The sequence below is a fragment of the Cognatundibacterium crateris genome, assembly GCF_010078235.1.
In the GTDB taxonomy this organism is placed as follows: domain Bacteria; phylum Pseudomonadota; class Gammaproteobacteria; order Burkholderiales; family Burkholderiaceae_D; genus Undibacterium; species Undibacterium crateris.
Genome location: NZ_JAABOS010000001.1, coordinates 537,801 through 562,704, shown reverse-complemented (window position 1 = coordinate 562,704; position 24,904 = coordinate 537,801). Strand labels below are relative to the sequence as shown.

The window sequence follows — 24,904 nt, the reverse complement described above, 5'->3', positions numbered from 1 at the left end:
CATGGTCGATATCAGCATTTGTATCTGCACATTCAAGCGTCCGCAGTTGCTGGCACGCTTGTTGAATGCAATACGGATGCAGGATATTCAGGATGTTACGCTACAGCTTGTTGTGGTGGACAACGATCCTGCTCACTCTGCCCAGTCTGAATTGCAGAAACAGGCAGCCTTGTTCGGTGAGCGGCTGACGTTTATCCATTTACCCGTCTCCAATATCTCACTGGCCCGAAATGCAGCGATTCGTGCTGCGCAAGGCGAGTGGATATGCATGGTTGATGATGATGAATACCCGCACAGTTCCTGGTTACGCCAGCTCAGAAATGCGCAATTCAACTATCAGGCCGATGTGGTGTTTGCGCCTGTTGTTCCTGAGTATGATGCCAGTACGCCAGACTGGGTCAGGCGCGGTGGCTATTTTGAGAGACGGCGCTTGCCGAATGGGACGGTCATTGACCACCATGATGCACGCAGCGGTAATGTCTTGGTCAGGCGCAGTGTGTTACTGGCTCAGGCGCAGAATGGTGCGGTGTTTGATCCTGCGTTCGGGCGTACCGGTGGCGAAGATTCTGTCTTATTCCGCCGTCTCGACATGGCAGGCGCGAAAATGATCTGGTGCGATGATGCACCCGTGTTTGAATCTGTTCCCGCTGAGCGCGCGACCCGGAAATGGTTATTGCAGCGCTCGTTTCGGACCGGGCAACTGTTTATGCGTACCGAGTTACTGATGACGCCCGCAGCACAGCGTCCGCTAAGGGCTTGCTGGCTTGGGCTGCGCGCAATAGTGCAGGCATTGATAGGCATGCTGTGCGCGGCCTTATTGATTTTATTTGCACCTCAGCGTGCGTTTCGCTGGGCCAGAATAGTGGCCTCGCAGTTTGGCAAGCTCAATCATTTTGCCGGTAAAGTTCCCGAAGCCTATGGCAGTGCGGAATCCTCCTGATTTTTTAATGAAGTTAACATGAATCCTGCCTCGCATTCACGCCTGCAAGCCCTGGATGGGCTACGTGGTGTTTCCATCCTGTTGGTACTGATCTCCCATGCCTGGTTGGGGCATATGGTGCCTGGTGGTTTAGGCGTGACGATCTTCTTTTTTATCAGTGGCTACATCATTACCCGCCTGATGATAGTGGAGTGGGATAAGACAGCGCAGGTCAGTATTTCTAAATTTTACTTACGTCGTTTTTTTCGTCTGATGCCAGCGCTGATCGTGTTTGTTCTGATCTCACTTGGAGTGATGCAACTGGCGGGCGTGCAGTGGCAGTGGATAGAACTGATGTCGGTGTTTTTTTATTTTGCAAATTACTTCGGGATTTTTGTCGGTTTCAGTGGCGACCTGTTCCCGCCGCCTTTATCGATCACCTGGTCACTCGCGGTCGAAGAGCATTTCTACATGCTGTTTCCGTTTGTGTTCTCAGTGTGTATCGCTTTCCCCAGGCGTTTTCTTGCGGGCTTGCTGACATTTATCGTAGGGATACTGTTGTGGCGTTTGTATCTGGTTTATGGAGTGGGGCTCGATCAACTGGTTCATTACCGCATCTATAAGGCAACCGATACGCGCGCAGATTCAATTATGTATGGCACCTGCTTTGCATTGATACAGGCGCGCTACCCTGGTCTGGCTGCTCGCTTTGCGCAGCGTAAAGCGCTTATTGCAGGGGCCTTGCTATTGCTCGCTTCCTTGTTGATACGTGATGAGAATTTCCGCGAATCCTGGCGCTACTCGATACAGGGGATTGCGCTGGCTTTGATGTTTACGCATCTGATTACAGAATCCAATATGGCCAGCCGTGTGCTTGCGTCTCCTGCTATGGTGTATATAGGACGCATCAGCTATTCGCTGTATCTCTACCATTGGCTGGTGTTCGGTATCATCAGCTTCTGGCTGCCAGACCTGTCCCTGCCTGTGAAATTCTGTTTGATGATGGTGGCTTCCCTGGCGTTGGCCGATGGCTCGCAGCGCTTGATTGAAGCGCCATTCCTGCGCTTGGGACAGCGCTATCTGCACGCTGGTATCAAGCACTGAGTTTTCAGCGCTGCAGACGCAGCTGTTCCTGGTTTCTTTGATTGGCTGAGGTCACGGCAATCAGGGCGAAAATAAAGAAAACGTTCAGGAAGCCAAAGCCGCGAAACAGGCTGCTTTCTGTGAAATTGGTCACAACGATCACCAGCAGCATCGCGGTCCAGAACGCAGCTTGGATTTTATCGTGCTGTGCGAGCCTGGTCAGATAGTAGGCTTGCGACAGCAGGGTCAATATGGTCAGGGCCAGGCCTATGATGCCTTGTTCATTCAGAATATCCAGATAGCCATTATGCGATTGCAGGGGAATCCAGTGCAAAGCATCGATGACAAACTGTGACAGACTGTCCGGCCCTAACCAGAAGGCGCCATAGCCCAGACCGAGCAGCCAGTGCTTATTAATTTCCAGCCAGACCAGCTCCCAGATATCGGTGCGACCGGTCAGATCTGAGCCTTTACCAAAAATGCCTGCAATCGGGGAAGAAATCTCAGCCCAGGTTGGCATGCGCGATTCAAACATATAGAACGCGTAGACAGCGAGTAAAGCCATACATAGCAGGCTAAGGAAAATCCGTATCAGCGGATAATCCGAGCTCAGATGCCGCTTACGCAGTAAGTGAAATATAGCGCTGGTAGACAAAGTGATGATCATGCTGGTTGAGCTTTTGCTCATCACCAGCATGAAAAAGCTGAATAAAATCGCCAGCAGCAGGGTTCTGTAGCTGACCTGTTCCAGGCAGGCTTTTACCTGCCAGAACAGGATAGACATCGCTGCAACCTGGCCCAGTTCATTCTTTTGTGACAGTGCGCCACGCCAGGCTCCTTTTAACTCATAGTCTATGCCTATGCTGGGGAATGCGAGTGCCATTACAAATGACAGCATCAGCATCGCCATCAAGGTGTAGATCAAGGAATTGATCATCAGATGCAGGGGTTTGGGCGAGAGTTGCAGACTGATGCCTATCACTACAATGCCGTATAACTGGATCGCGCGCTTGAAGGTCACACCACCTATCGGCGACCACAGACTGGAGGCGATACACCAGACCAGCACCATGATCAGAAACGGATTGAGTGCTCGCAGATACTTCAATGCGGTTTCAAGATGGCGATACAGCAAAATGCCTGAGATCAGGAACAGGCTGCCCCATTCCAGTTTAGTGGTCAGGGAACCTTCCATCGTGACTTCTGACTTGCCCGAGTAATCCCAGGAAATACCGTAAGGCAGCAGGGAAAAAACAACGAATAGCACAACAATGATACGCAAAATCCCGATTTCTACAGGATGCATCTCAGTTGGAAAATTTTTTTGCGTACCAGGCGTCATTCGGGCGGTCTTTTTAATGGCATAGCTGGTATTTTATAGGCTAGTCAGTTGGATGCGATTTTATTCATGAAATTATTTTCTTTCCCCCTACGCTGGTATTGCCTGATCTTACTGGCAGGATTTGCGTCACAAACAGTGTGTGCCGAGCAAATCGATTGGTACCGGTTTTCTGTGAATGAAGATCAGTTGCAGCCTGTAGTGGATTTTTCCGGACTGAACCGGCCGATTACAGCGGCCGACCGTGTTTTCGTCAAGCAGGCCCATTTTTATACCGCCGGTACTGACAAAAAGCCCAATACCGGCGACGATAAGCGCTTGCGGTTTTTTGGTATCAGTCTCTCGGCGGCAGATAATTTTCCGGATGAGCAGGGCGCAGTCAAGCTGGCAAAACGCCTGCGCCGCCTTGGGTTTAACGCGGTGAGGTTGCACCATCTTGATACTAAGCTCAGCGATGATGCCGACAAACCTCAGGGCATACTTACGACAGGTGCTTATCCCAGTTTTAATCACGAAGCCTTAAGACGATTGCGTCTGTTGATTGACGCCTGTAAGAATGAGGGGATTTACGTCAATTTAAATCTGCATGTGGGTTACGCGTTCAGGCCAGCGGTGGATCAGGTCACGCCCTTGTTTGCTGGTGAAAGTATGCCGTTTGCCAGCCAGCCTATGCATATGTTTGAGCCCAGAATGCAGGCCTTACAGGTGGAATATGCTCAGCAATTACTGCGTCGCCTGCAATTGAATGACGACCCGGTGCTCGCGATGGTCGAAATTAATAATGAATCCTCACTGGTCGGTGCCTGGCAAAGGCAGCAAATCGATCAGCTCAAAGGTGAGTATCAGCGCATCTTGCAATTGCAGTGGCAGCGCTGGATACAGCATCAGTACGGTAGCATAGAGCAGGCATGTGCAGTCTGGCGCAGCTGCAGTTTGCCAAAGAAAGGCGGCTTACTGGTGACACTGCAGGACAGGCGGATACTGGAGCAGGGTGACGACTGGACCCTCAGGGCGCAGGATATGTTGAGGCGGGTATTCGAGAAGTTTCACTGGACGGTGCCCACTGCCTTGCAACGTCAGCATCAGTTGCCTGACAGTGGTCTGGGACGCCGCGTTATCGATTTCCTGCGCTTTCTGTCCGAGAGCGATAAGCAGTATCTGGAATTGATGAAGAAAACGATCCGGGCTGAGGTCGGCAATCTGGTGCCAGTGGCTGGAACCCAGGCCTATTATGGCGGTCTGCTGAATGTAGACTCGCATGCAGCGATGGATTATGTGGATGAACATGTCTACGTCGATCATTATCAGTTTCCCGGCAAGGAATGGGACAGAAATGACTGGAAAATCCGTGATCAGTCTGCGTTAAAAGAAGGCTGGAGTAACTTACTGAGCCGGGCTTACTATCGTGACGCGCGCAAACCATTTGTGATCAGTGAGTTCAACCAGGCTTATCCTAACCGCCAATCCGCAGAGATTATTCCTGTTATGGCTACACTGGCCAGCATGCAGGATTGGGATGGACTGTTTTTCTTTCACTATGGTGATGTGAATTTGCGCGATCCTGCGCCGGACAGCTTCAGCCTGACCGGGCACAGCGGGCAACTGGTCACAACAGGCTTGTCTTCAGCTTTATTTCGCCAGTTTCAATTACAGCCTAATCCTAAGCTGGCATTGGTGGCCTTGCCGGAAAATGCCAGACTCAGCCTCGCGTCGCAATTGGAAAGTGTTAATCCGGCGGTCTATCCCGGCTATTTGCGCGCGAATTTCCAGTTGGATGAAGATGCTGTTATGTCCAGGCGTATTGCGATGGATTTTGCAGCACTTGTACAGAATAAAAACCAGGGTGTATCCAATGCGGTATCTGGTAGTGAAGTGGGTGCAGAAGTCAGCGTGCGTGCGTCTGGTCAGCAGCTGTTAATCCAGCGTGAGCAGCCGCAAATTTGGATGCAAAATCTATACAGTGCTGTGCAGCTTGGGGTGTCTGATACGGCGAATCTGAATTTAAAAATCCTGAAGCCCCAGATCAGTGGGGAGGGGCGTAAATATAGTACTTTCCTCTTGGGTACGCGCGATGGCTTACCCTTGAAACAGTCCAGGCGGCTCCTGTTAGTGGCCAGCGGTGCAACGTCTGCCAGTCAGGGACCAGAAGGACAGGCACAAGCCAAAAAGCTGATTCCTTATGATGGCAATATGATTTGGAAAACCTTAGAGCCTGATGCCGGACTTACTGGTAAGCCTTCCGGTCCACGCGATGGTGTCGCTCCGGTCTGGATGGAACGTATCGTGTTTCAATTGTTTGTGCCTAGTCCATATCCACGCGTAGAGATTTACCCTTTAGATGAAAAGGGTGCCCGCCTGCCGCCATTGCTCAAGCAAAATATTCAACAGGTTTCAGGTGGATTTCAAGTGAATTTCAACCAGCGTACGCCTTGGTATGAAATTGTACTGAGTCCTGCTTCATAAGTGAGTTGCTTATCGTTACAGCGCATGGCACGCATGAATCCGACCAGAGGTGAAGCTTATGTTTGAAAAAAGGCGCTATTGAGACGCAAATTGCGTACAAAGAATTTTCTTGCACTAAACAACAATGAAACGCGATTTGAATCGTTAAACTAAGTTTCAACGCCCCACTTAGATGGGGCGTTGTTGTATTTAGCAGACTGTTTCTTGAATTTTGGCAATCATTGCAATGTTTCTGAGGCCAGGAAATTTCATGCAGAAAAGAATTGATGCCCGATTTGTCATGATTTGCTGCATTGTGAGATTCGTTTTTCATAATGTGAAAAATTAACTGGCTCTGCACAAAATATTTTTCTCATTTTAAGAAAAGACATTTCGTATCGCAAAAATTAAAATATAAGTATATGAATTTAAACGTAAAAATATTTGTTATATGTCTTATATAAGACCTTGTTGCTCCGCAAAATATCTCCTATTATTGATCTCAACGGAACACCACTTTTATTCGTTTTGACCACAGGAGAGCATCATGACAACACGTGCACAACAAGTCGCTGAATTGCAAAAAGACTGGGATACCAATCCACGCTGGAAAGGCATTAAACGTAACTACACTGCAGAAGACGTGGTTCGTCTGCGTGGTTCTATCAAGGTGGAGCATACGATCGCAAAGAACGGTGCGATTAAATTGTGGGATCTGGTGAACAACGAGCCTTTCATCAATGCACTGGGTGCCCTGACAGGTAATCAGGCGATGCAACAGGTAAAAGCAGGTCTGAAAGCGATCTACCTGTCTGGCTGGCAGGTTGCGGGTGACGCTAACGTAGCAGGTGAGATGTATCCTGACCAGTCTCTGTACCCGGCAAACTCGGTACCGCTGGTTGTTAAACGTATCAATAACACGCTGACCCGCGCTGATCAGATTCAATGGTCGGAAGGTAAAGACGATATTGACTTCTTCGCCCCTATCGTTGCCGATGCTGAAGCCGGTTTTGGTGGTGTATTGAATGCGTTTGAACTGATGAAAGCCATGATCGAAGCGGGTGCATCCGGTGTTCACTTTGAAGATCAGCTCGCTTCCGTTAAAAAATGCGGTCATATGGGTGGTAAGGTATTGGTACCTACCCGTGAAGCAATTGAAAAACTGAATGCAGCACGTCTGGCAGCCGACATCATGGGTACTTCAACAGTGATCCTGGCCCGTACCGATGCAGAAGCCGCAGATTTGCTGACTTCCGATGTGGATGCTAATGACCAGCCTTTCTGCACAGGTGAGCGTACCGTTGAAGGCTTCTACAAAACCAAACCAGGTCTGGAGCAGGCAATCTCCCGTGGTCTGGCCTATGCCGAATATGCAGATCTGATCTGGTGTGAAACAGGTAAGCCTGATCTGGAGTTTGCCAAGGCCTTTGCCGATGCGATCCATGCTAAGTTCCCTGGCAAGCTGCTGTCATATAACTGCTCACCATCGTTCAACTGGAAGAAAAATCTGGACGACGCAACGATTGCGAAATTCCAGAAAGAACTGGGCGCGATGGGCTATAAGTTCCAGTTCATTACACTGGCTGGTTTCCATGCCCTGAACTATGGCATGTTCAACCTCGCACATGGCTATGCACGCCGTCAGATGTCTGCGTTCGTCGAATTGCAGGAAGCTGAATTCGCAGCCGCTGAGAAAGGCTTCACCGCGGTCAAGCATCAGCGCGAAGTTGGTACCGGTTACTTTGACGCGGTGACCCAGACTATCCAGCAAGGTCAGTCTTCGACAACAGCATTGCATGGTTCTACCGAAGATGAACAATTCTTCGATGCGAAGAAGGTTGCCTGATTCGGCTAACGATCTCCCGTAGTAACAAAAAAACCGCAGAAGTTATGCGGTTTTTTTGTATTTGCCACAGATGTAGCAGGGCTATAGCTATTGAGGTTTTAGGGCTGACTTTTTTGTTTGCGGTATTCGCGGAAAAAAATGCCGAAAAACTTGACGCCTTGCGTCGTGTAGCGTTGCCACAGTCGTCGTGGTTCGCTGGCGAGGCGCCAGAACCATTCCATGCCGATTCTTTGCATCCATAGTGGCGCACGCTGTTTTTGGCCCAGGGCGAATTCCATCGCTGCGCCTACGCACATCAGCAGCGGGGCGTTATCCGTGCTTTCTTCGCGGCGGTAACGGAAGGCGAAGTATTCTTGTTTGGGCATGCCGAGACAGATGAAGACGATATGCGGTTTGGCGGCACGGATGCGGCGTATCGCCTCATCAGCCTCTATGCCCTCAGGGGTGAATTGCATAGAAGGGCAGAACAGATCAACCCGCAATCCCGGATAGACCCTGGCAAATGCGGCCAGCAATTCTGTTTCCTGGCCTGGCATGCCACCGACGACGAATACCGATAAGCCTTCGTTCGCACTGGTACGGCACAGTGATACAAATAAATCGGCACCAGTGACACGTTCAGGCAAGGGATGGCCGGTGATTTTGCTGGCCCAGACTACCGGCATGCCGTCTGCAAAAATCAGATCTGAAGTGCTATACAGTTGTTTGAATTCTGCTTGTTGATCCAGTCGCACGATGTGATCCACATTAGGTGTCACAACGACCCTGGACGCGTTGCCTCTGGTGCGTGCCGTTTGCATCAGTAACTGATGTGCCTCAGCAAAAGTCTGGTTTTGAATGTCCAGCTCAAATAAACGTGTTGTATTCTTCTGGTCTGTTAGCAGGGTCATAGAGACTTAGGATGTTCCGGATTGAATGTGCAAGATTATCTCAGAACTGAGCAGGCTTGCGACGTCTGGTTTTCCTATTTCTATGCATAATACCTGCCGGCGCTCTTTTTTATTATTTAACGTGCCGTAACCGACGGACAGAACAATACAGGTAGCCATACATGCGACATCGGACCCGAGTAAAAATATGCGGTATCACGAATCATAACGATCTGGCTCAGGTCGCTGCAGCCGGTGCGGATGCGCTGGGTTTCGTGTTTTATCCGCCCAGCCCGCGCTATGTGGAGCCAGGCCGTGCCGCAGAGCTGTTATCCGGCTTGCCGCCGTTTGTGGTTTCGGTAGGTTTGTTTGTGAACCCCACCGCACAGGAATTACAGACCGCGCTGCAGCAGTGTCCGCTACAACTGCTTCAGTTTCATGGTGATGAGAGCGCCAGTCAGTGTGCGCAGCTGGCGGCACTGGTGCAGCGCCCGTTTTTGAAAGCATTCCGGGTCAGGGCTGACACAAAGCCGGATGATTTGTTAGAATGTGAGCGCATCTATCGTGATGCAAGTCCTTTATTTAATGGTTTGCTGCTGGATACCTATGTGGATGGTTACGGTGGCAGTGGAAAGGTGTTTGATTGGTCTCTCATTCCAAAAGAGCTCGCGCCTCGGGTCGTTTTAAGTGGTGGCTTGAGCGTACAAAATGTGACTGGCGCAGTTAGTCAGGTTCGTCCTTTTGCGGTTGATATCAGCAGTGGTGTCGAGGCAGCAAAAGGGATCAAGGATGAAGAGAAAGTCCGTGCGTTCATACGTGCGGTACAAGATGCAGACAATATTCCGGGGTGTTGATCACCTCCATTTGTAAGGACAGTAATGACTACCAACATCAATCAGGATGCGGGCGCAGCTGCGCAAGTATCAGCAACAGCAGCTACAGCGGCGGCAATCTATCAATCTAGCTCCTATCACTTACCAGATCAGCGCGGTCATTTCGGCCCCTATGGCGGCAGCTTTGTCTCTGAGACGCTTACCCATGCGTTGAGTGAGCTGAAGGATGCCTATGCGACTTACCAGCATGACCCGCAGTTTCTGGAAGATTTTCGCCAGGAATTGAAATACTTTGTAGGGCGTCCGTCGCCGGTATATCACGCAAAGCGCTGGTCAGAAATGATGGGTGGCGCACAGATTTATTTCAAACGTGAAGACTTAAATCATACCGGCGCGCACAAAATCAATAATGTGATCGGGCAGGCCTTGCTGGCAAAGCGTATGGGTAAGCCGCGCGTGATTGCGGAAACCGGCGCTGGTCAGCATGGTGTGGCAACCGCCACCATCTGCGCACGCTTTGGGCTGGAATGCGTAGTGTATATGGGCGCTGAAGATGTTAAACGTCAGGCTCAGAATGTGTATCGCATGAAGCTGCTGGGTGCGACCGTCGTGCCTGTCGAGTCTGGTTCGAAAACGCTCAAGGATGCGCTGAATGAAGCGATGCGCGACTGGGTCACTAACGTGGAAAATACTTTTTACATCATAGGCACGGTGGCTGGACCGCATCCTTATCCTATGATGGTCAGGGATTTTCAGTCTGTCATCGGCGAAGAGTGCTTATGGCAGATGCCTGAGCTGGCCGGGCGTCAGCCGGATTATGTCGTCGCCTGTGTCGGCGGCGGTTCCAACGCTATGGGTATTTTTTATCCCTATATCGATCAGCAGCAAACCCGTTTGCTTGGTGTGGAGGCGGCAGGTGAGGGCATGGCCAGCGGGCTTCATTCGGCTTCGCTGACGGCAGGTTCTCCAGGTGTCCTGCATGGAAACCGCACGTATTTGCTGCAAGATGAGAATGGTCAGGTGATAGAAACGCATTCAGTCTCTGCTGGTCTTGACTATCCGGGTGTTGGCCCTGAACATGCATGGCTTAAAGACAGTGGCCGTGCGGAATACGTGACTATTACCGATGAAGAGGCGCTGCAAGCCTTCCATGATTGCTGTCGTATTGAGGGCATCATCCCGGCGCTGGAATCCAGTCATGCGCTGGCGTATGCGACCAAACTGGCGGCGACGCTGCCGAAAGATAAAATCATTCTGGCCAATTTATCTGGTCGTGGTGATAAGGATATGCACACGGTTGCAGAACGTGCAGGGCTGAAGTTCTGAATGCGTAGCTGAATATCCTGAAGTGGCAATCGCTGCATTGCCGGGCTACACAAAGCGCCCGGCACAGCTTGTCTGGTGTTTATCCTCTTTGGTCTGTCAATATGTCAAAAATTCAATCTGTACTCGCTGCGCTCGCGGCTGAGCAACGTAAAGGTCTGATTCCCTTCATCACTGCCGGGGACCCCGCACCCGATATGACCGTGCCGCTGATGCACGCCCTGGTCGAGGGTGGTGCCGATATTATCGAGCTGGGCGTGCCGTTTTCCGATCCCATGGCGGATGGCCCGGTGATACAGCGCGCATCCGAAAGAGCATTGCAATTTGGAGTTGGCCTGCGGGATGTATTACAATTCGTCCGCGAATTTAGAGTAAACAATCAAAAAACGCCGGTGGTGCTGATGGGATATGCCAATCCTATAGAGCGCATGGGGCAGCAAGTCTTCATTGAGGCTGCCGCAGAAGCCGGTGTGGACGGGGTGTTGGTGGTGGATTATCCACCGGAAGAATGCGAAGAATTTGCAAAAAGCATGCAGCAACATGGCATGGATACCATATTCCTGCTGGCGCCGACCTCGACTGAGGAGAGGATTGCGCTGGTAGGTAAAATCGCATCCGGTTATGTGTACTACGTGTCTTTAAAAGGGGTGACCGGTTCCGGTAGTCTGGATTTGTCTGCTGTGGCAGAGATGATTCCAAAAATTAAGCGACATGTCCAGGTGCCAGTCGGTGTTGGCTTTGGTATTCGCGATGGACAGACGGCGCGGGCGATTGCCAGCGTATCGGATGCGGTCGTGATCGGGTCCCGGATTATTCAGGAACTCGAAACCGCCCCAAGGGATCAGGCAGTGAATGCCGTAAAAACTTTTATTTCTGGTGTCAGAGAGGCCTTAGACGAGTAAAATACGCGCCTATTGCACTTTGTGGCAACTGTTTGGCCCCGTATCAGCGGGGTCATGTGCTTGATCTGTCAGATACAAGCTGGCAAGAGGAGAAAACATGAGCTGGTTAGAAAAACTGTTACCACCGCGCATACAGCGCTCGGAATCTGCAACACGCAAGTCTATTCCTGAGGGCTTATGGGTGAAATGCCCATCCTGTGAAGCGGTGTTGTACCGTTCCGACCTGGAAGCCAATATTCATGTCTGCCCTAAGTGCAGTCACCACATGCGTATCGGTGCGCGTGAGCGTCTGGATGCCTTGCTTGATGCTGGCGGACGTTATGAAATCGGTCAGGAAGTCCTGCCGGTGGATACGCTGAAATTCAAAGACAGTAAAAAATATCCTGACCGTCTGAAAGACGCACTGGAAACAACCGGTGAAACCGATGCTTTGTTGGTGATGGGTGGTTCCATCATGTCAGTGCCAGTCGTGGCAGCTTGCTTTGAATTTGAATTCATGGGCGGCTCTATGGGTTCCGTAGTCGGTGAACGTTTCGTGCGTGGTGTGCAGGCTGCACTGGAACAGAAAGTGCCGTTTGTCTGTTTCACGGCTACCGGCGGTGCGCGTATGCAGGAAGGCTTGTTGTCGTTGATGCAAATGGCGAAAACGACTGCAATGCTGACCAAATTATCTGAACAGCGTCTGCCATTTATTTCTGTGCTGACCGATCCAACCATGGGCGGTGTATCTGCCTCGTTCGCCTTCCTGGGTGATGTGGTGATCGGTGAGCCAAAAGCGCTGATCGGTTTCGCTGGTCCACGCGTGATCGAAAACACAGTACGTGAGAAATTACCGGAAGGCTTCCAGCGTTCCGAATTCCTGCTGCAAAAAGGCGCGATTGATATGATCATCGACCGCCGTAAAATGCGCGAAGAAATCGCCCGTCTGCTCGCTTTGCTGCAAAATCAGCCTGCCGAAGCAGTCGCTTAAGTTTTAACCTATTTTTCAGGAAGCCCAAGGCTTGGGGTCTGTGTACAGATCCTGTTGCTGAGGGCTTTTTTTATATCATGCAAAATCTGCCAACTACCTTACCTGCATGGCTGTCGCTGTTAGAGCAACGCCACTTTAAAGAAATTGATATGGGTTTGGACCGCGTTGCTGCGGTCAAGAACCGCATGGGAATACAGTTTTCCTGTCCGGTGATTATGGTCGCCGGCACCAATGGAAAAGGCTCTACCTGCGCCATGCTGGAAGCCATCCTGATGCAGGCTGGCTATCGGGTAGGTTTATACAGTAAGCCACATTTTCTCGATTTTAACGAGCGCGCCCGTATCAATGGCGAAAACGTAGTCGATGCAGAATTCATTGCGGCCTTTGATCGTGTGGAAGCCGCACGTGACGATGTCTCGCTGACATATTTTGAATTCACTACGCTTGCAATTTGTGATTTGCTGTCAAGAGCGCCGCTGGATGTGGTGATACTGGAAGTCGGGCTGGGAGGCAGGCTGGATGCGGTGAATGTGATTGATGCGGATGTGTCTGTCGTCACCAGTATCGATATCGACCACACTGATTATCTGGGTGATACCCGTGAAAAAATCGGTTTCGAAAAAGCGGGAATTTTCCGCCCAGGCCGCACTGCAATTTGCGGCGACCCAGTGCCACCGCAAACTCTGATTGATCATGCCACCTCGATAGGCGCTGATCTGTGGTTGTTTGGGCGTGATTTCAACTATAACGGCGACAAGCAGCAGTGGAATTATGGCGGGCGTAATCAGCGCCGCAATTCGCTGGGCTATCCTAGCCTGCGTGGCGCCAATCAATTGTTGAATGCGGCGGCGGTATTGGCGGCCTTAGAATCTCTGAAGGATGTATTGCCGGTTGGGGCGCAGGAAGTGCGTACCGGTCTGGTGATGGTGGATTTGCCTGGGCGCTTTCAGGTGATGCCGGGACGTCCGGTGGTCGTGCTGGATGTCGCGCATAACCCGCATGCGGCAGCCACCCTGGCGCAGAATATGGATAACATGGGCTTTCATGCTTATACCTATGCGGTATTCGGTTCCATGCTGGATAAAGATATTGATGGCGTGATCGCTCAGTTGAAGGACAAGGTTGATCACTGGTGCGTGACAGATCTGCCTTTGCCACGTGCAGCGACGGCGAGTCAGTTGCAACAGCGTTTGCTGGATGCCGGCGTAGTGCCTGACACAGAACACAGTGTACAAACATTTCAAAATCCTGAAGAAGCTTATCACTATGCGATGAGTAAAGCCGGGGAAAATGATAGAATAGTGGTCTTTGGATCTTTCCTGACGGTTGCGGGTGTGATGCGCGCCAGAAGATCTGCAATGCATACATGATTTTGCGACCCCACATCTCTGATGGTTGTGGGGACTGCTAACCAGACAGAAATTTGCACATGGGTTTGTTCTCGCGTTTCAAAAAGCAAGATACGTCCGATAGCTATGAAAATGGCGAATTCCGCTCCCGTGCGGAAGAGGATAGCGTGGAAACGCGCTCGCGCTCTAAGAAAGCTGCTGCTTCCCGTCGTTCCAGGGTAGAAGATCCTATACTTCCTGAAAAAAAACGTGCGCGCCGTCGTCTGATCGGGGCCAGTGCTATTGCGCTGGCTGCTGTGATCGGCCTGCCCATGTTGTTCGACTCCGAGCCCAAGCCTTTGGGGGATGATGTGCAAATTCGCATTCCATCTAAAGACAAAGCACCGGAACTGGCTGCCAATCAAAATCAGGCAGAATCAGCCGAGGCTGGCTCTAACAGACGGCCTGTGATTACACCGGCCGAACCAGTTGAAGAAATTATCGAGCCAGCACCACCTTTGCCAAAAGCGAAGGACCTGCCAGCACTCCCCAAAACGGAAAGCAAGCCAGCAACAGGCCAGACAGCTGCACTGACCGCAACACCAGAAAAAACCATCAAAACTGAACGTCAGCCTGAAGTCATTACGGAAGCACGGCGCGATATCAAAGAACTCAGAGCCGATTCCAAAACGGAAGCTAAGCCCGCAGACAAGGTACAAAAGTCGCCAGAAAAAGAGCATGCGAAGCCGGAAGTTAAAACCGAAGCTAAGCCTGAACGTAAGCCAGAGCCAAAAGCTGAGCCAGCCAAGCCTGTCAAAAACGCAGCCAGTGATGATGAGACGGCACGCGCATTAGCTATTCTGGAAGGTAAAACACCCGCTAAGCCACAAGCAACAACAAAAGCTGAACATACAGAAAAATCTTCCTATACTGTTCAGGTAGCCGCATTGGCTTCCCAGGAAAAAGTCGACGAATTACAGTCTAAGCTCAGGTCCGCCAATATCCGTTCTTATACGCAAAAGGTAGCGACCAGTTCCGGTGACAAGATACGGGTTCGTATCGGCCCCTTTGAATCCAAAGAAGAAGCGGATAAAGCGCGGGCGAAACTGGATAAGCTGGGTTTAAGCGGTACTTTGGTTCCAAACTGAGCGGGAATTTAAGTGACACTCTTTGATTACATCGTTCTGCTGATACTGATCTGCTCTATTGTTATCAGCACCATGCGTGGACTCATCAAGGAAATCCTGTCCCTGGTCAGCTGGACTGTCGCTTTTGTTGTCGCGAATGCTTACAGCGAGTTACTGGCTTCCTGGTTGCCATCTTTTTTTCCAGGCCAGATCGTGCGCCTGATCGTTGCTTTTATCCTCCTGTTTGTCGGCGTACGTTTGCTCATGGCCCTCGTCATGATGGCGGTCGATGCCGTCATCAAAGCCAGTGGTTTATCGCTGGCAGATCGCGGATTGGGTGGATTATTCGGTTTTGCCCGGGGCTGCGTACTAGTCCTGGCAGCAGTTTTAGTGTGTGGCATGACCACTATGCCACAGCAAGCCTTCTGGAAAGAAGCCTTGCTCAGTCCTTTGGCAGAAACAGCGGCACATACTGTGATCCCATTTCTGCCTACGTCGATTTCCCATCATGTTCGGTTTTAACTTGTCTTTTTAGGAGTCCACCATGTGTGGCATCGTAGGTGTTGTTTCAAATAATCCCGTTAATCAGTTGCTCTATGATGCGCTGCTGCTGTTGCAGCATCGTGGTCAGGATGCTGCTGGCATCGCTACCAACCACGGCAATAAATTTGCCATGCACAAAGCGAATGGTCTGGTTCGTGACGTATTCCGCACGCGTAATATGCGCTCTTTGCCGGGTAATGTCGGTATTGGGCAGGTGCGTTATCCGACCGCCGGTTCTACCAGCGAAGAGGAAGCGCAGCCTTTCTATGTGAATGCACCGTTTGGTATTGTGCTGGCACATAATGGCAATCTGACCAATGCGGTTGAGCTCAAAACTGAGTTGTTCAAGAATGACCGCCGTCATCTGAACACGGATTCAGATTCCGAGGTTCTGCTGAATATTCTGGCGCATCAGATTCAGGAAGTGACCAGTGGTTACTCTCTGGATCCTGAAGGACTGTTCCGTGCGGTGTCTATGCTGCATCGTCGTGTGCGTGGTTCTTATGCTGTGGTGGCGCAGATTGCCGGTTATGGCTTACTGGCTTTCCGCGATCCTTTCGGTATCCGTCCATTGTGCATAGGCTACTCGGAAAATGAGAGCGGCAGAGAATACATGATCGCCAGTGAATCGGTTGCTTTGGAAGGTCTGGGCTTCACTTTCCTGCGTGACGTAGAACCGGGCGAGGCCTTGTTTATCGACCTCGACGGCAAACTGTATAACCAGCAATGTGCGGATAATCCTAGTCTGAATCCCTGTGCGTTTGAATACGTGTATCTGGCCCGCCCGGATTCCATTATTGATGGTGCTTCGGTCTATCTGACCCGTTTGAAAATGGGTGAGTATCTGGCAGAAAAAGTACGCAGCCAGTTCAGTGCCGGTGATATCGATGTGGTGATGCCGATTCCGGATTCTTCACGTCCATCGGCGATGGAACTCGCATTGAAACTGAATCTCGATTATCGCGAAGGTTTTATTAAAAATCGCTATATCGGTCGCACCTTCATGATGCCTGGTCAGTCTGTACGTCGCAAATCAGTACGTCAGAAATTGAATGCGATCGGCTCAGAGTTCAAAGGTAAGAGCGTTTTGCTGGTTGATGACTCGATAGTACGTGGCACCACCAGCCGTGAAATCGTGCAGATGGCACGCGAATCCGGTGCAAAGCGGGTTATTTTCGCATCCGCTGCACCACCAGTGAAGTTCCCGAATGTCTACGGTATCGATATGCCTACCCGTAGCGAATTGATCGCCTTTGGTCGCTCGGACGAGGAAGTGTGCCGTGAAATCACTGCAGACGCGCTGGTGTATCAGGACGTCGATGCAATGAAACGCTCTATCTCTGATGTAAATCCTTTGTTGAAAAACATAGAAGCATCCTGCTTCGATGGTTTCTATATCACCGGCGACGTAACCCCGGCTTATCTCGATAAGTTGGAACATGCACGTAACAATCCACGTCCCGAAACAGAAGATTTGTTGCGTTCGCAATTGAATCTGAATCTGGCGGCACGTCAGGACTAAGTGATAAGCTGATTCAGCGCGCAGCGTCTGATTGAGCTAAGCCCGCATACTGTAAGGTGTGCGGGCTTTTTCTTTGGCCCGCAAAGGTGTGAGATAAAAGGGATGTTAGTCACGCCTCTGGGATAAAACACTGGTACCAGACTCACTTCGTTTCATTTCTATACAAATCAGTCGCTCAAAGCGGTAGCGAATGCCTGCAGCAAAAAATACAATAAGCGACATTCAATTCCTAATGCTTTTTCAGGTGGCCAGCCAGTTAGTCCTCAGCCAAAGTCACCTCAGCGTACCATCTGTTCAAGAGAGTTTTCATGTCCACACCATTTCGTCTTTCTCCTATTGCGGCTGCAATTTGCATGCTGTTTTACGTTAGTTCCGGCCATGCCCAGACGATGCAGGAAGAAGCGCCTGTAAAAGAGGCTCCAGCTGCTCCGGCCAAGGCGAAAGCAGAACTGGGTAAGGCTGATAAGCAAGCAAAGCCGGTGCCTGGTAAGGAAGTGGTGCAGCAAGTGACGGTGAGTGGCGGTCGCACTGAGGTGGAGGAGCGCAGGCAATCGACAGCCGGGAAGATTATCTATGGTCGCGAAGAGTTGGATCGTAATGGTGACAGCAGTTTGGGCGAAGTCTTAAAACGTCTGCCTGGTGTGACTGTGGGTGGGCGTCCCGGTCGTGGTGGGGATATCCGTATGCGCGGTATGGGCAATGGTTACACGCAGATTTTGATTAATGGTGAACGCGCACCACGTGGGTTTTCTATGGATTCTTTGTCGCCCGATCAGGTTGAGCGCATAGAAATCGTACGTGGTGCAGTTGCTGAGTTCAGTACTCAGGCTATCGCAGGGACGATCAACATCGTCCTGCGTGAAGAATACAAACAAAAGACGACCGACCTGAAAATTTCACTCGGATCGGAACAGGGACGACTGGCACCGAACGTTTCGCTGACTGTGCCGGGTGAGGCTGGCGCGCTGAGTTATGTCATGAGTGGCTCTGTCTTTAAAAACAAGCAGCATGACCAGAGTCTGACTGATAGTCTGGAAAAAAATACTGCTGGCGAAACGGTGCTGATGCAGCACCAGCAGGATCAGACTGATCGTGAAACGACAGGCTTGCATCTGACACCGCGTTTTAACTATAAATTTGAAAATGGCGATACCCTGAATTTTCAGCCATTCTTGATGACTTCAAAAAGTAATTCCCAAACCTTTAATCAGGTCAATGAGTTATTCCGTTCGCCCACTTACTTTGGCCCACAGTCATATGCGACAGCGAATTCATCGAATGAATCGGAGACGACTTTGCTGCGTGGCTTTGGTAACTGGCAGCATAAATTTGAAAACAATGGCAAGCTGGTCGTGCGCTTTGGCGGTGGACTAGGGAAAATGAACAGTTCCTCAATGCGCTACCAGTTCAATCAGACGGGTCAGCAAATTGATGTGATTTCAGATGTAAATAACACGCGCGACCGTACTTTAAATACCGGCGGCAAACTGACTATGCCGATAGGTGACGCGCATACGTTAGCGACAGGCTGGGAGTTGGAAGCGGGTAAGCGTAGCCAGACCCGCACTTCGCTAGATAACGGTTTGCCGCAGTATGCAGAATCAGGAGATAACCTTGATGCCAGCACGCGCCGTATCGCTTTGTTTGTACAGGATGAATTTGATATCAGCCCGCAGTTCTCAGCTTATGCGGGTGTGCGTTGGGAAGGAATACATACGTCCAGTTCATCGACGCGTCAAAATGTGGACAACGATAGCCGGGTCTGGAGCCCGGTCTTGCATGGCGTCTGGCGTATTCCGGATAGCAAGGATCAGATCCGGCTTGGTCTGACCAGCACTTACCGTGCACCTGCTTTGAATGATTTGATTGCGATACCCAGTATTTCAAATCAAAACAGCGCCACCCGGCCTGACCGCACCGGCAATCCTAACCTGAAGCCGGAATTATCTAAGGGCATAGACCTCGCGTTCGAACATTATCTGAGCCGGGCTGGTATCGTGAGCCTGAACCTGTTTGTCAGGAGTATCGACGATCTGATACGCAGAAGGACAGTGTTGGTCGATAACGGTAGCGGGGGGCGCTGGGTATCTTCACCTGTCAATGTAGGGCATGCAATCACTAAGGGGATGGAATTCGATACAAAATTCCAGTTACAGGAGTTTTTGCCGGAAGGCCCTGCGATAGACTTTCGCGCCAATTACAGCCGGTTCTGGTCTAGTGTGGATGACATACCGGGACCGAATAACCGGCTGGATCAGCAACCTAAGCAAACCGCAAACCTCGGACTGGATTACCGGCTTGCCGGATTGCCGCTGACGTTGGGCGGCAGTGTTAACTGGACGCCGGCGTATGAAATCCAGTCCAGTGCGACCCAGATTGTGGAAACGGGTAAAAAGCGCCAGTTTGACGCCTACGCATTGTGGAAGTGGAGTCCCAGCCTGCAAATGCGTTTGTCGGCCAATAATCTGAGTCCGGCAGACTCTTACAGTGCCAATACTGTCACGACCGGAGGTATTTATCGTAATGATAAAACGCTGGCGACGACTTATACCACGTGGACGCTGCGTCTGGAAATGAAGATTTAACCAGTTTAGGTTTGCCGGCTGTTGCAGCGCAATGATGGCGAGGGGAGTACAATCTTCCCTTAAATGATTTTGATGATTTGAATTATGTCTGCCATCTTGTTAAACGCTGATCTGCATTCTCACTCCACGGTGTCGGATGGTGTTCTGACGCCGTCTGACCTGGCGATACGTGCAAAACGTAACGGTGTTGAGTTATGGGCGCTGACTGATCATGATGAGGTCAGTGGTGTGGCTGAGGCCAGAGCGGCTGCGGCTGACTTGGGCCTGCCATTTGTCGCCGGCGTGGAAGTGTCGGTAACCTGGGCCGGGAAGACGGTGCATATCGTTGGTTTGCAAGTCGACGAAGCTAACCCGCAACTGTTGGCTGGTTTGGCTAATACCCGCTCTGGACGCGAGCGCCGCGCGCGCGATATGGCGCAGGATCTGCAGCAGCGTGCCGGAATCGCTGGTGTCTATGAAGGTGCGTTGAAATATGTTGGCAACCCTGATTTAATTTCGCGTTCACACTTTGCGCGTTATCTGGCGGAAATCGGTGCCGCCAGCTCGGTTTCTGACGCATTCAAACATTTCCTGACTGAGGGCAAGCCGGGCTACGTGCCGCATCGTTGGGCCAATCTCAAAGATGCTGTCAGCTGGATACGGGATGCTGGCGGGGTGGCTGTCATCGCGCATCCTGGCCGTTATGATTTGACGCCGCTGGCGTTTGACTGCTTTTTCCGTGAGTTTAAGGCCTTCGGCGGTGTTGCTATTGAAACGGTCACAGGTAGCCATACAGTGGATCAGTATGCAGAATACGCTGGTATCGCCGCACGTTATGGTTTTCTGAGTTCACGCGGTTCGGATTTTCATTCGCCTGAGGATTTCGAGGTTGATATCGGACATTTACAAGCCTTGCCGCGCGATTCTGTGCCGGTGTGGGAGCATTGGCGTTTTGACTGATGCCAGCGCTTGATAACATCCCCCTGACAGAGGGGAATCTGGTACATTACTCAGCTTATGTCTATTTAATCATGGCTGGTGGGTAAAACTACTACGCAGTGTCGTCCGCGTTCTTATCGTTTTCCAGACGAGGCGCCTGGCGAGCATCGCCAGCCTTACTATTTTATGAGTCAATTCTTTCAAATTCATCCTGAAAATCCTCAGCTCAGGTTGATTAAACAAGCAGTGCAGATTGTCGATCAGGGTGGCATCGTTGCTATTCCCACGGATTCTTGTTATGCCCTGGTTTGTCATCTGGATGATAAAGATGCGGTAACCCGCTTGCGTCGTATCCGCGGCGTCGATGAAAAACATCACCTGACTTTGTTATGTCGCGATTTGTCTGAAATCGCCTTGTATGCCAAGGTCGACAATAAACAATACCGCTTACTCAAAGCTGCAACGCCGGGGCCATATACCTTTATTCTGGAGGCGACCAAGGAAGTCCCACGCCGCCTCAGTCACCCTTCGCGTAAGACCATAGGTCTGCGTGTACCTGAACATCAGATTACCCATGCCTTATTAGAAGAATTAGGGCAGGCGCTGCTGGCCACTACGCTCATTTTGTCGGGCGAGGACGCCGCGTTGAATGACGCTGAAGAAATCCGTGAACGCATGGAAAAACAGCTCGACCTGGTGATAGACGGTGGTGCCTGCAGTTTGTCGCCCACCACGGTGATCGATATGACCGCTGCAGAGCCCGAGCTGATACGGCTGGGTGGCGGTGATCCTGCGCTTTTTGGCCTGTAATTTACGGTCGCTTATTGTTTTATTTTAGAAGTAATTTATGAATGACTTAATTCAAACCGTTCTTATTTTCGCACTGCCAGTTGTGTTCGCTATTACGCTGTATGAGGCGGCCCGTGGTTATACGGCGCGTCATTTTGGCGATACGACTGGCCAGGCCGCTGGAAGGCTAAGCCTGAACCCCATGGTGCATATCGACCCGCTGGGGACGATAGTAATTCCCGTGGTGCTGTATCTGGCGACCAATGGCGCATTTTTGTTTGGCTATGCCAAACCTATGCCTATCAATTATTCGCAATTACGTAATCCTAAAAAAGACCTGGCCTGGGTTTCCATATCCGGCCCATTGGCCAACTTCGTCATGGCTTTTGCCTGGGCTTTGCTTGCTATTTTGTTGCGTGTATTCCGCGTCGATGAGAGTTTTTTCATACAAATGGCATCCGCTGGTGTACTCACTAACCTGGCGATGTTTGCATTTCATCTGATTCCTGTGCCTCCACTGGCAGGTGGTCAGTTAATGATCAGTTTGCTCCCGCATCAAATGGCAATGAAGTTTGCACAAATTGAGCCCTATGGTTTTTTCATCGTGATGGGTCTTGCTATTTTGAAAATGTTGCAGTACTGGATGGTGCCTGTGATGGCACTTGGTAGTGCTTTATTGCAAATTTTACTGATCCCGTTTACCTTTTTGTTTTGAGCGATGACGCTGTGTGCTCACATGGTTTGCGGTGCAGGTACGGCATCAGCCTGGGTAATCAGGCATAGTCAGCTGATTCAGGCTGGACGAGTGTTGGATGTGGCATGCGGTCATGGCCGTAATTTGTATCCCTTGTTGGGCTTAGGTTTAGAGCTGTTTGGTGTGGACAGGGATGCTGCCGCATTTGAGCAGTTGGAACAGGCTGGTGTTCACACGCTTGCTTTGGATCTGGAGCGGGAAGGCGAACTCATCTGGCCGTTTGAAGATGCCTCGTTTTCTGCGCTGATTGTATGTAATTATTTGCACCGGCCCTTGTTCCCGCGCTTGCTGAAATTGCTTGCTCCCGGTGGTGTGATGATTTACGAGACTTTTGCTGTGGGTAATGAGAAATTTGGCAAACCTTCGCGTGCAGAATTTTTACTCAAAGAGGGTGAGTTACTGCAGTTGATTGCGTCAAGTCCAGCGGTCGCGATGGAGGTGATTGCCTATGAATCCGGCTATGTGGATGTACCGAGGCCGGCACAGATACAGCGGATATGCGCGCGCAGGCAGGGCGGGGCGAAGCAGTTAAATCGTCTGGCGTAATAAGGGGCTGGTTTGAGTCTGAATTCCAGCGATTTACCACCTGATTAACGTGGCTTCCGCTACAATCAGGGTTTTATTTTTTTCTGGCACTAACATGACAAAGATTCACGGAAGTCTGGTTGCGATCGTAACCCCTATGCATGCTGATGGCAGTCTCGATTTGCCATGCCTGCGTAAGCTGATTGACTGGCACATCGAGCAAGGTACCGACGGTATCGTGATCGTCGGGACCACAGGTGAGTCGCCGACAGTTTCAGTCGAAGAGCATTGCGAGTTGATCCGTGTCGCTGTTGAGCACACCAATAAACGCATTCCTATCATTGCTGGCTCCGGTGGCAATTCAACTGCCGAAGCGATTGCTTTGAGCCGATTCGCTAAAGAAGCGGGTGCCGATGCGTCTTTGCAAGTTGTACCGTATTACAACCGTCCTACCCAGGAAGGCATGTATCAGCACTTTAAGAAAATTGCGGAATCGGTTGATATTCCTGTCATTCTCTACAATGTGCCAGGCCGTACTGTGGCGGACATGTCCAATGAAACTATCCTGCGTCTTGCACAAGTGCCGGGCATCATCGGTGTGAAAGATGCGACCGGTAATCTGGCACGTGGTATCGACCTGATTCGTCTGGCTCCGGAATCTTTTGCCGTTTATTCGGGTGACGATGCATCGGCAATGGCGCTGATGTTCTGCGGCGGCAAAGGAAATATTTCCGTGACTGCCAACGTGGCACCAAAAGCCATGCATGAATTATGTGCAGCGGCGATGGCTGGCGATATTGCGAAAGCACGCAGTATCAACAACCATCTGATGGCTTTGCATAATAAATTATTCATCGAACCAAATCCTCTGCCGGTTAAGTGGGCAATGAGTGAGATGGGCTTGATACCTGCAGGCCTGCGTTTGCCTTTAGTGCCTATGTCTGAGCAATATCATGAGACACTTCGTGCTGCATTACGCGAGGCAGGTGTATTACAATAAGCACCACAAAGAACGCAGCAAGTACCAGTTTGCAGCGCGTAGTTTTAACTGAAAAATAATGAGTAGGGACTTTCACATGGCAAAAAGCTTGGTTGCTAAAAATGGCATCATCGGCGCTGTAGCGCTTGTTGGATTGACGGGTTGTAGCTCTATTAGCAATTTGATTGAGCCAAATAAGATTGATTACAAAAGCGCAGGTAAAGCAAATGCGGTGTCATTGGAAGTTCCGCCCGACCTGACTCAGATTCGCCGCGATAGCCGTTTTGCGATTCCTGATGCGAATAAAAGTACGGCGACTGCTTCCGGCTACAATCTGGAAAAGGGCGCTAAAGCCCAGTCCAGTACAGTTGCAGCAACTGTAGCGCCAGGTCAGATCAAAGATATGCGCATTGTGCGTGATGGTTCTCAGCGCTGGCTGGTGGTTTCGCAGAAGCCTGAAGATGTATGGCCGCAATTGAAAGACTTTTGGCAAGAACTGGGTTTTCTGGTTGTGATAGAAAATCAGGAAGCTGGTGTGATGGAAACGGACTGGGCGGAAAACCGCGCGAAAATCCCGCAGGATATCATCCGCAATACACTGGGTCGCGTGATCGACTCACTGTATTCGACTGGTGAGCGTGATAAATTCCGTACCCGTCTGGAGCGTACTGCGGATGGCAAGCTGGAAATTTACATCAGCCATCGTGGCGCACAGGAAGTGGTGACTGGTGCGCAGAAGGACGGCACGGTCTGGACGCCGCGCGCGGCTGATCCTGGCCTGGAAGCTGAATTTTTGTCCCGCCTGATGGTGCGCCTGGGCTCGGATGCAGAAACTGCCAAAGTGGCGGTGAAAACAGCGGCGGAAGAAAAATCGCATTCCAAACTGCTCAAAAATGGTGAGCAGAATTATGTAGAGGTTGATGAAAGCTTTGACCGTTCCTGGCGTCGTGTTGGCTTGGCTTTGGATAGAGTTGGCTTCACTGTAGAAGACCGCGATCGTTCACAAGGCGTATACTTTGTACGCTACATCGATCAGGACATCGACGCGAAAACCAAGGGTGCGAGCGAAGGCTTCTTCTCTAAATTGTTCTCGTTCGGTTCCAGCGACGCAGCGAAAGAAGCGCAACGCTACCGCATTTTGGTGAAAAATGCAGGTCCGAATGGTGAGGTCAGCCATATCAGCGTGCATAATAATGAAGGAAAGCTCGACACGTCACCGGTATCTCTGAAAATTCTGCAATTGTTAAATGATCAGCTCAAGTAATGTAGCTATCAAGTAATGAAAAAAGCGGCCAGATTAATTGGCCG

The 24,904-nt window shown here is 50.7% G+C and carries 21 protein-coding genes; 19 read left to right on the top strand and 2 right to left on the bottom strand.

The genetic code is table 11. The features are described 5' to 3' along the window. The first annotated feature begins 1 nt into the window (after position 1). Both EYB48_RS02445 and EYB48_RS02440 read left to right on the top strand, forming a co-directional pair. Positions 2-940, top strand: a complete 939-nt coding sequence (locus tag EYB48_RS02445; RefSeq protein ID WP_162018679.1) for a glycosyltransferase family 2 protein — start codon at positions 2-4, stop codon at positions 938-940. Between the two features lie 18 nt (positions 941-958). Continuing rightward, entirely contained in the window at positions 959-2,023 is a 1,065-nt protein-coding gene (locus tag EYB48_RS02440; RefSeq protein WP_162018678.1) for an acyltransferase family protein, read from the top strand. A gap of 4 nt (positions 2,024-2,027) precedes the next feature. Here the strand turns inward: EYB48_RS02440 and EYB48_RS02435 are convergent, their stop codons facing one another. Further along, the gene (locus tag EYB48_RS02435; RefSeq protein ID WP_162018677.1) at positions 2,028-3,344 is read right to left on the bottom strand and encodes an O-antigen ligase family protein; all 1,317 of its coding nucleotides are present in this window, start codon (positions 3,342-3,344) and stop codon (positions 2,028-2,030) included. A gap of 66 nt (positions 3,345-3,410) precedes the next feature. Between EYB48_RS02435 and EYB48_RS02430 the strand changes: the two genes are divergently transcribed. Together EYB48_RS02430 and aceA are read left to right on the top strand one after the other, a co-directional pair. Continuing rightward, entirely contained in the window at positions 3,411-5,804 is a 2,394-nt protein-coding gene (locus EYB48_RS02430) for a cellulase family glycosylhydrolase (RefSeq protein ID WP_162018676.1), read from the top strand. A 526-nt stretch (positions 5,805-6,330) separates the two neighbouring features. Further along, entirely contained in the window at positions 6,331-7,629 is a 1,299-nt protein-coding gene (aceA, locus tag EYB48_RS02425; RefSeq protein ID WP_162018675.1) for an isocitrate lyase, read from the top strand. 98 nt (positions 7,630-7,727) lie between these two features. On the opposite strand, the gene EYB48_RS02420 is transcribed toward aceA, so the two are convergent. Then, on the bottom strand, positions 7,728-8,519 hold the full coding sequence (locus EYB48_RS02420) for a WecB/TagA/CpsF family glycosyltransferase (RefSeq protein WP_162018674.1): 792 nt from the start codon (positions 8,517-8,519) through the stop codon (positions 7,728-7,730). 161 nt (positions 8,520-8,680) lie between these two features. Here EYB48_RS02420 and EYB48_RS02415 point away from each other — a divergent pair, with 161 nt between their 5' ends. The 15 genes from EYB48_RS02415 (at position 8,681) to bamC (ending at position 24,860) form a co-directional block, all read left to right on the top strand. Continuing rightward, positions 8,681-9,352, top strand: a complete 672-nt coding sequence (locus EYB48_RS02415) for a phosphoribosylanthranilate isomerase (RefSeq protein WP_162018673.1) — start codon at positions 8,681-8,683, stop codon at positions 9,350-9,352. Between the two features lie 24 nt (positions 9,353-9,376). Further along, complete coding sequence (gene trpB / locus EYB48_RS02410) at positions 9,377-10,657, top strand: tryptophan synthase subunit beta (protein WP_162018672.1); 1,281 nt, start codon at positions 9,377-9,379, stop codon at positions 10,655-10,657. 101 nt (positions 10,658-10,758) lie between these two features. After that, the gene (gene trpA / locus EYB48_RS02405) at positions 10,759-11,556 is read left to right on the top strand and encodes a tryptophan synthase subunit alpha (protein ID WP_162018671.1); all 798 of its coding nucleotides are present in this window, start codon (positions 10,759-10,761) and stop codon (positions 11,554-11,556) included. Between the two features lie 97 nt (positions 11,557-11,653). Further along, entirely contained in the window at positions 11,654-12,526 is an 873-nt protein-coding gene (gene accD, locus EYB48_RS02400) for an acetyl-CoA carboxylase, carboxyltransferase subunit beta (protein ID WP_162018670.1), read from the top strand. A 77-nt stretch (positions 12,527-12,603) separates the two neighbouring features. Further along, positions 12,604-13,896 (top strand): bifunctional tetrahydrofolate synthase/dihydrofolate synthase, encoded by a 1,293-nt coding sequence (folC, locus tag EYB48_RS02395; RefSeq protein ID WP_162018669.1) that lies wholly within the window; start codon positions 12,604-12,606, stop codon positions 13,894-13,896. Between the two features lie 59 nt (positions 13,897-13,955). Further along, entirely contained in the window at positions 13,956-15,002 is a 1,047-nt protein-coding gene (locus tag EYB48_RS02390; protein ID WP_162018668.1) for an SPOR domain-containing protein, read from the top strand. Between the two features lie 12 nt (positions 15,003-15,014). After that, on the top strand, positions 15,015-15,503 hold the full coding sequence (locus EYB48_RS02385) for a CvpA family protein (RefSeq protein WP_162018667.1): 489 nt from the start codon (positions 15,015-15,017) through the stop codon (positions 15,501-15,503). Between the two features lie 22 nt (positions 15,504-15,525). After that, positions 15,526-17,046: an amidophosphoribosyltransferase gene (purF, locus tag EYB48_RS02380; RefSeq protein WP_162018666.1), complete on the top strand. Its 1,521-nt coding sequence runs from the start codon at positions 15,526-15,528 to the stop codon at positions 17,044-17,046. A 308-nt stretch (positions 17,047-17,354) separates the two neighbouring features. Beyond that, positions 17,355-19,631 carry a TonB-dependent receptor plug domain-containing protein gene (locus EYB48_RS02375; RefSeq protein WP_235934843.1) on the top strand — a complete coding sequence of 759 codons (2,277 nt, stop codon included), beginning with the start codon at positions 17,355-17,357 and terminating at the stop codon, positions 19,629-19,631. An 84-nt stretch (positions 19,632-19,715) separates the two neighbouring features. Beyond that, complete coding sequence (locus EYB48_RS02370; protein ID WP_202927633.1) at positions 19,716-20,570, top strand: 3',5'-nucleoside bisphosphate phosphatase; 855 nt, start codon at positions 19,716-19,718, stop codon at positions 20,568-20,570. Positions 20,571-20,735: 165 nt separating this feature from the next. Beyond that, complete coding sequence (locus EYB48_RS02365) at positions 20,736-21,359, top strand: L-threonylcarbamoyladenylate synthase (protein ID WP_162018665.1); 624 nt, start codon at positions 20,736-20,738, stop codon at positions 21,357-21,359. Between the two features lie 37 nt (positions 21,360-21,396). Further along, the gene (locus EYB48_RS02360; RefSeq protein WP_162018664.1) at positions 21,397-22,053 is read left to right on the top strand and encodes a site-2 protease family protein; all 657 of its coding nucleotides are present in this window, start codon (positions 21,397-21,399) and stop codon (positions 22,051-22,053) included. Positions 22,054-22,074: 21 nt separating this feature from the next. Continuing rightward, the gene (locus EYB48_RS02355; protein WP_162018663.1) at positions 22,075-22,638 is read left to right on the top strand and encodes a class I SAM-dependent methyltransferase; all 564 of its coding nucleotides are present in this window, start codon (positions 22,075-22,077) and stop codon (positions 22,636-22,638) included. Between the two features lie 94 nt (positions 22,639-22,732). Continuing rightward, positions 22,733-23,617, top strand: coding sequence for a 4-hydroxy-tetrahydrodipicolinate synthase (gene dapA, locus EYB48_RS02350; RefSeq protein ID WP_162018662.1), 885 nt, complete (start codon positions 22,733-22,735; stop codon positions 23,615-23,617). A gap of 76 nt (positions 23,618-23,693) precedes the next feature. After that, entirely contained in the window at positions 23,694-24,860 is a 1,167-nt protein-coding gene (gene bamC, locus EYB48_RS02345; RefSeq protein ID WP_162018661.1) for an outer membrane protein assembly factor BamC, read from the top strand. The last annotated feature ends 44 nt before the right edge of the window (positions 24,861-24,904 follow it).

Excerpts from the sequence above, each read along its gene's own strand:
- EYB48_RS02445 (WP_162018679.1), top strand. The coding sequence starts at position 2 with ATGGTCGATATCAGCATTTGTATCTGCACATTCAAGCGTCCGCAGTTG.
- EYB48_RS02440 (WP_162018678.1), top strand. The coding sequence starts at position 959 with ATGAATCCTGCCTCGCATTCACGCCTGCAAGCCCTGGATGGGCTACGT.
- EYB48_RS02435 (WP_162018677.1), bottom strand. The coding sequence starts at position 3,344 with ATGACGCCTGGTACGCAAAAAAATTTTCCAACTGAGATGCATCCTGTA.
- EYB48_RS02430 (WP_162018676.1), top strand. The coding sequence starts at position 3,411 with ATGAAATTATTTTCTTTCCCCCTACGCTGGTATTGCCTGATCTTACTG.
- aceA (WP_162018675.1), top strand. The coding sequence starts at position 6,331 with ATGACAACACGTGCACAACAAGTCGCTGAATTGCAAAAAGACTGGGAT.
- EYB48_RS02420 (WP_162018674.1), bottom strand. The coding sequence starts at position 8,519 with ATGACCCTGCTAACAGACCAGAAGAATACAACACGTTTATTTGAGCTG.
- EYB48_RS02415 (WP_162018673.1), top strand. The coding sequence starts at position 8,681 with ATGCGACATCGGACCCGAGTAAAAATATGCGGTATCACGAATCATAAC.
- trpB (WP_162018672.1), top strand. The coding sequence starts at position 9,377 with ATGACTACCAACATCAATCAGGATGCGGGCGCAGCTGCGCAAGTATCA.
- trpA (WP_162018671.1), top strand. The coding sequence starts at position 10,759 with ATGTCAAAAATTCAATCTGTACTCGCTGCGCTCGCGGCTGAGCAACGT.
- accD (WP_162018670.1), top strand. The coding sequence starts at position 11,654 with ATGAGCTGGTTAGAAAAACTGTTACCACCGCGCATACAGCGCTCGGAA.
- folC (WP_162018669.1), top strand. The coding sequence starts at position 12,604 with ATGCAAAATCTGCCAACTACCTTACCTGCATGGCTGTCGCTGTTAGAG.
- EYB48_RS02390 (WP_162018668.1), top strand. The coding sequence starts at position 13,956 with ATGGGTTTGTTCTCGCGTTTCAAAAAGCAAGATACGTCCGATAGCTAT.
- purF (WP_162018666.1), top strand. The coding sequence starts at position 15,526 with ATGTGTGGCATCGTAGGTGTTGTTTCAAATAATCCCGTTAATCAGTTG.
- EYB48_RS02375 (WP_235934843.1), top strand. The coding sequence starts at position 17,355 with ATGTCCACACCATTTCGTCTTTCTCCTATTGCGGCTGCAATTTGCATG.
- EYB48_RS02370 (WP_202927633.1), top strand. The coding sequence starts at position 19,716 with ATGTCTGCCATCTTGTTAAACGCTGATCTGCATTCTCACTCCACGGTG.
- EYB48_RS02365 (WP_162018665.1), top strand. The coding sequence starts at position 20,736 with ATGAGTCAATTCTTTCAAATTCATCCTGAAAATCCTCAGCTCAGGTTG.
- EYB48_RS02360 (WP_162018664.1), top strand. The coding sequence starts at position 21,397 with ATGAATGACTTAATTCAAACCGTTCTTATTTTCGCACTGCCAGTTGTG.
- EYB48_RS02355 (WP_162018663.1), top strand. The coding sequence starts at position 22,075 with ATGGTTTGCGGTGCAGGTACGGCATCAGCCTGGGTAATCAGGCATAGT.
- dapA (WP_162018662.1), top strand. The coding sequence starts at position 22,733 with ATGACAAAGATTCACGGAAGTCTGGTTGCGATCGTAACCCCTATGCAT.
- bamC (WP_162018661.1), top strand. The coding sequence starts at position 23,694 with ATGGCAAAAAGCTTGGTTGCTAAAAATGGCATCATCGGCGCTGTAGCG.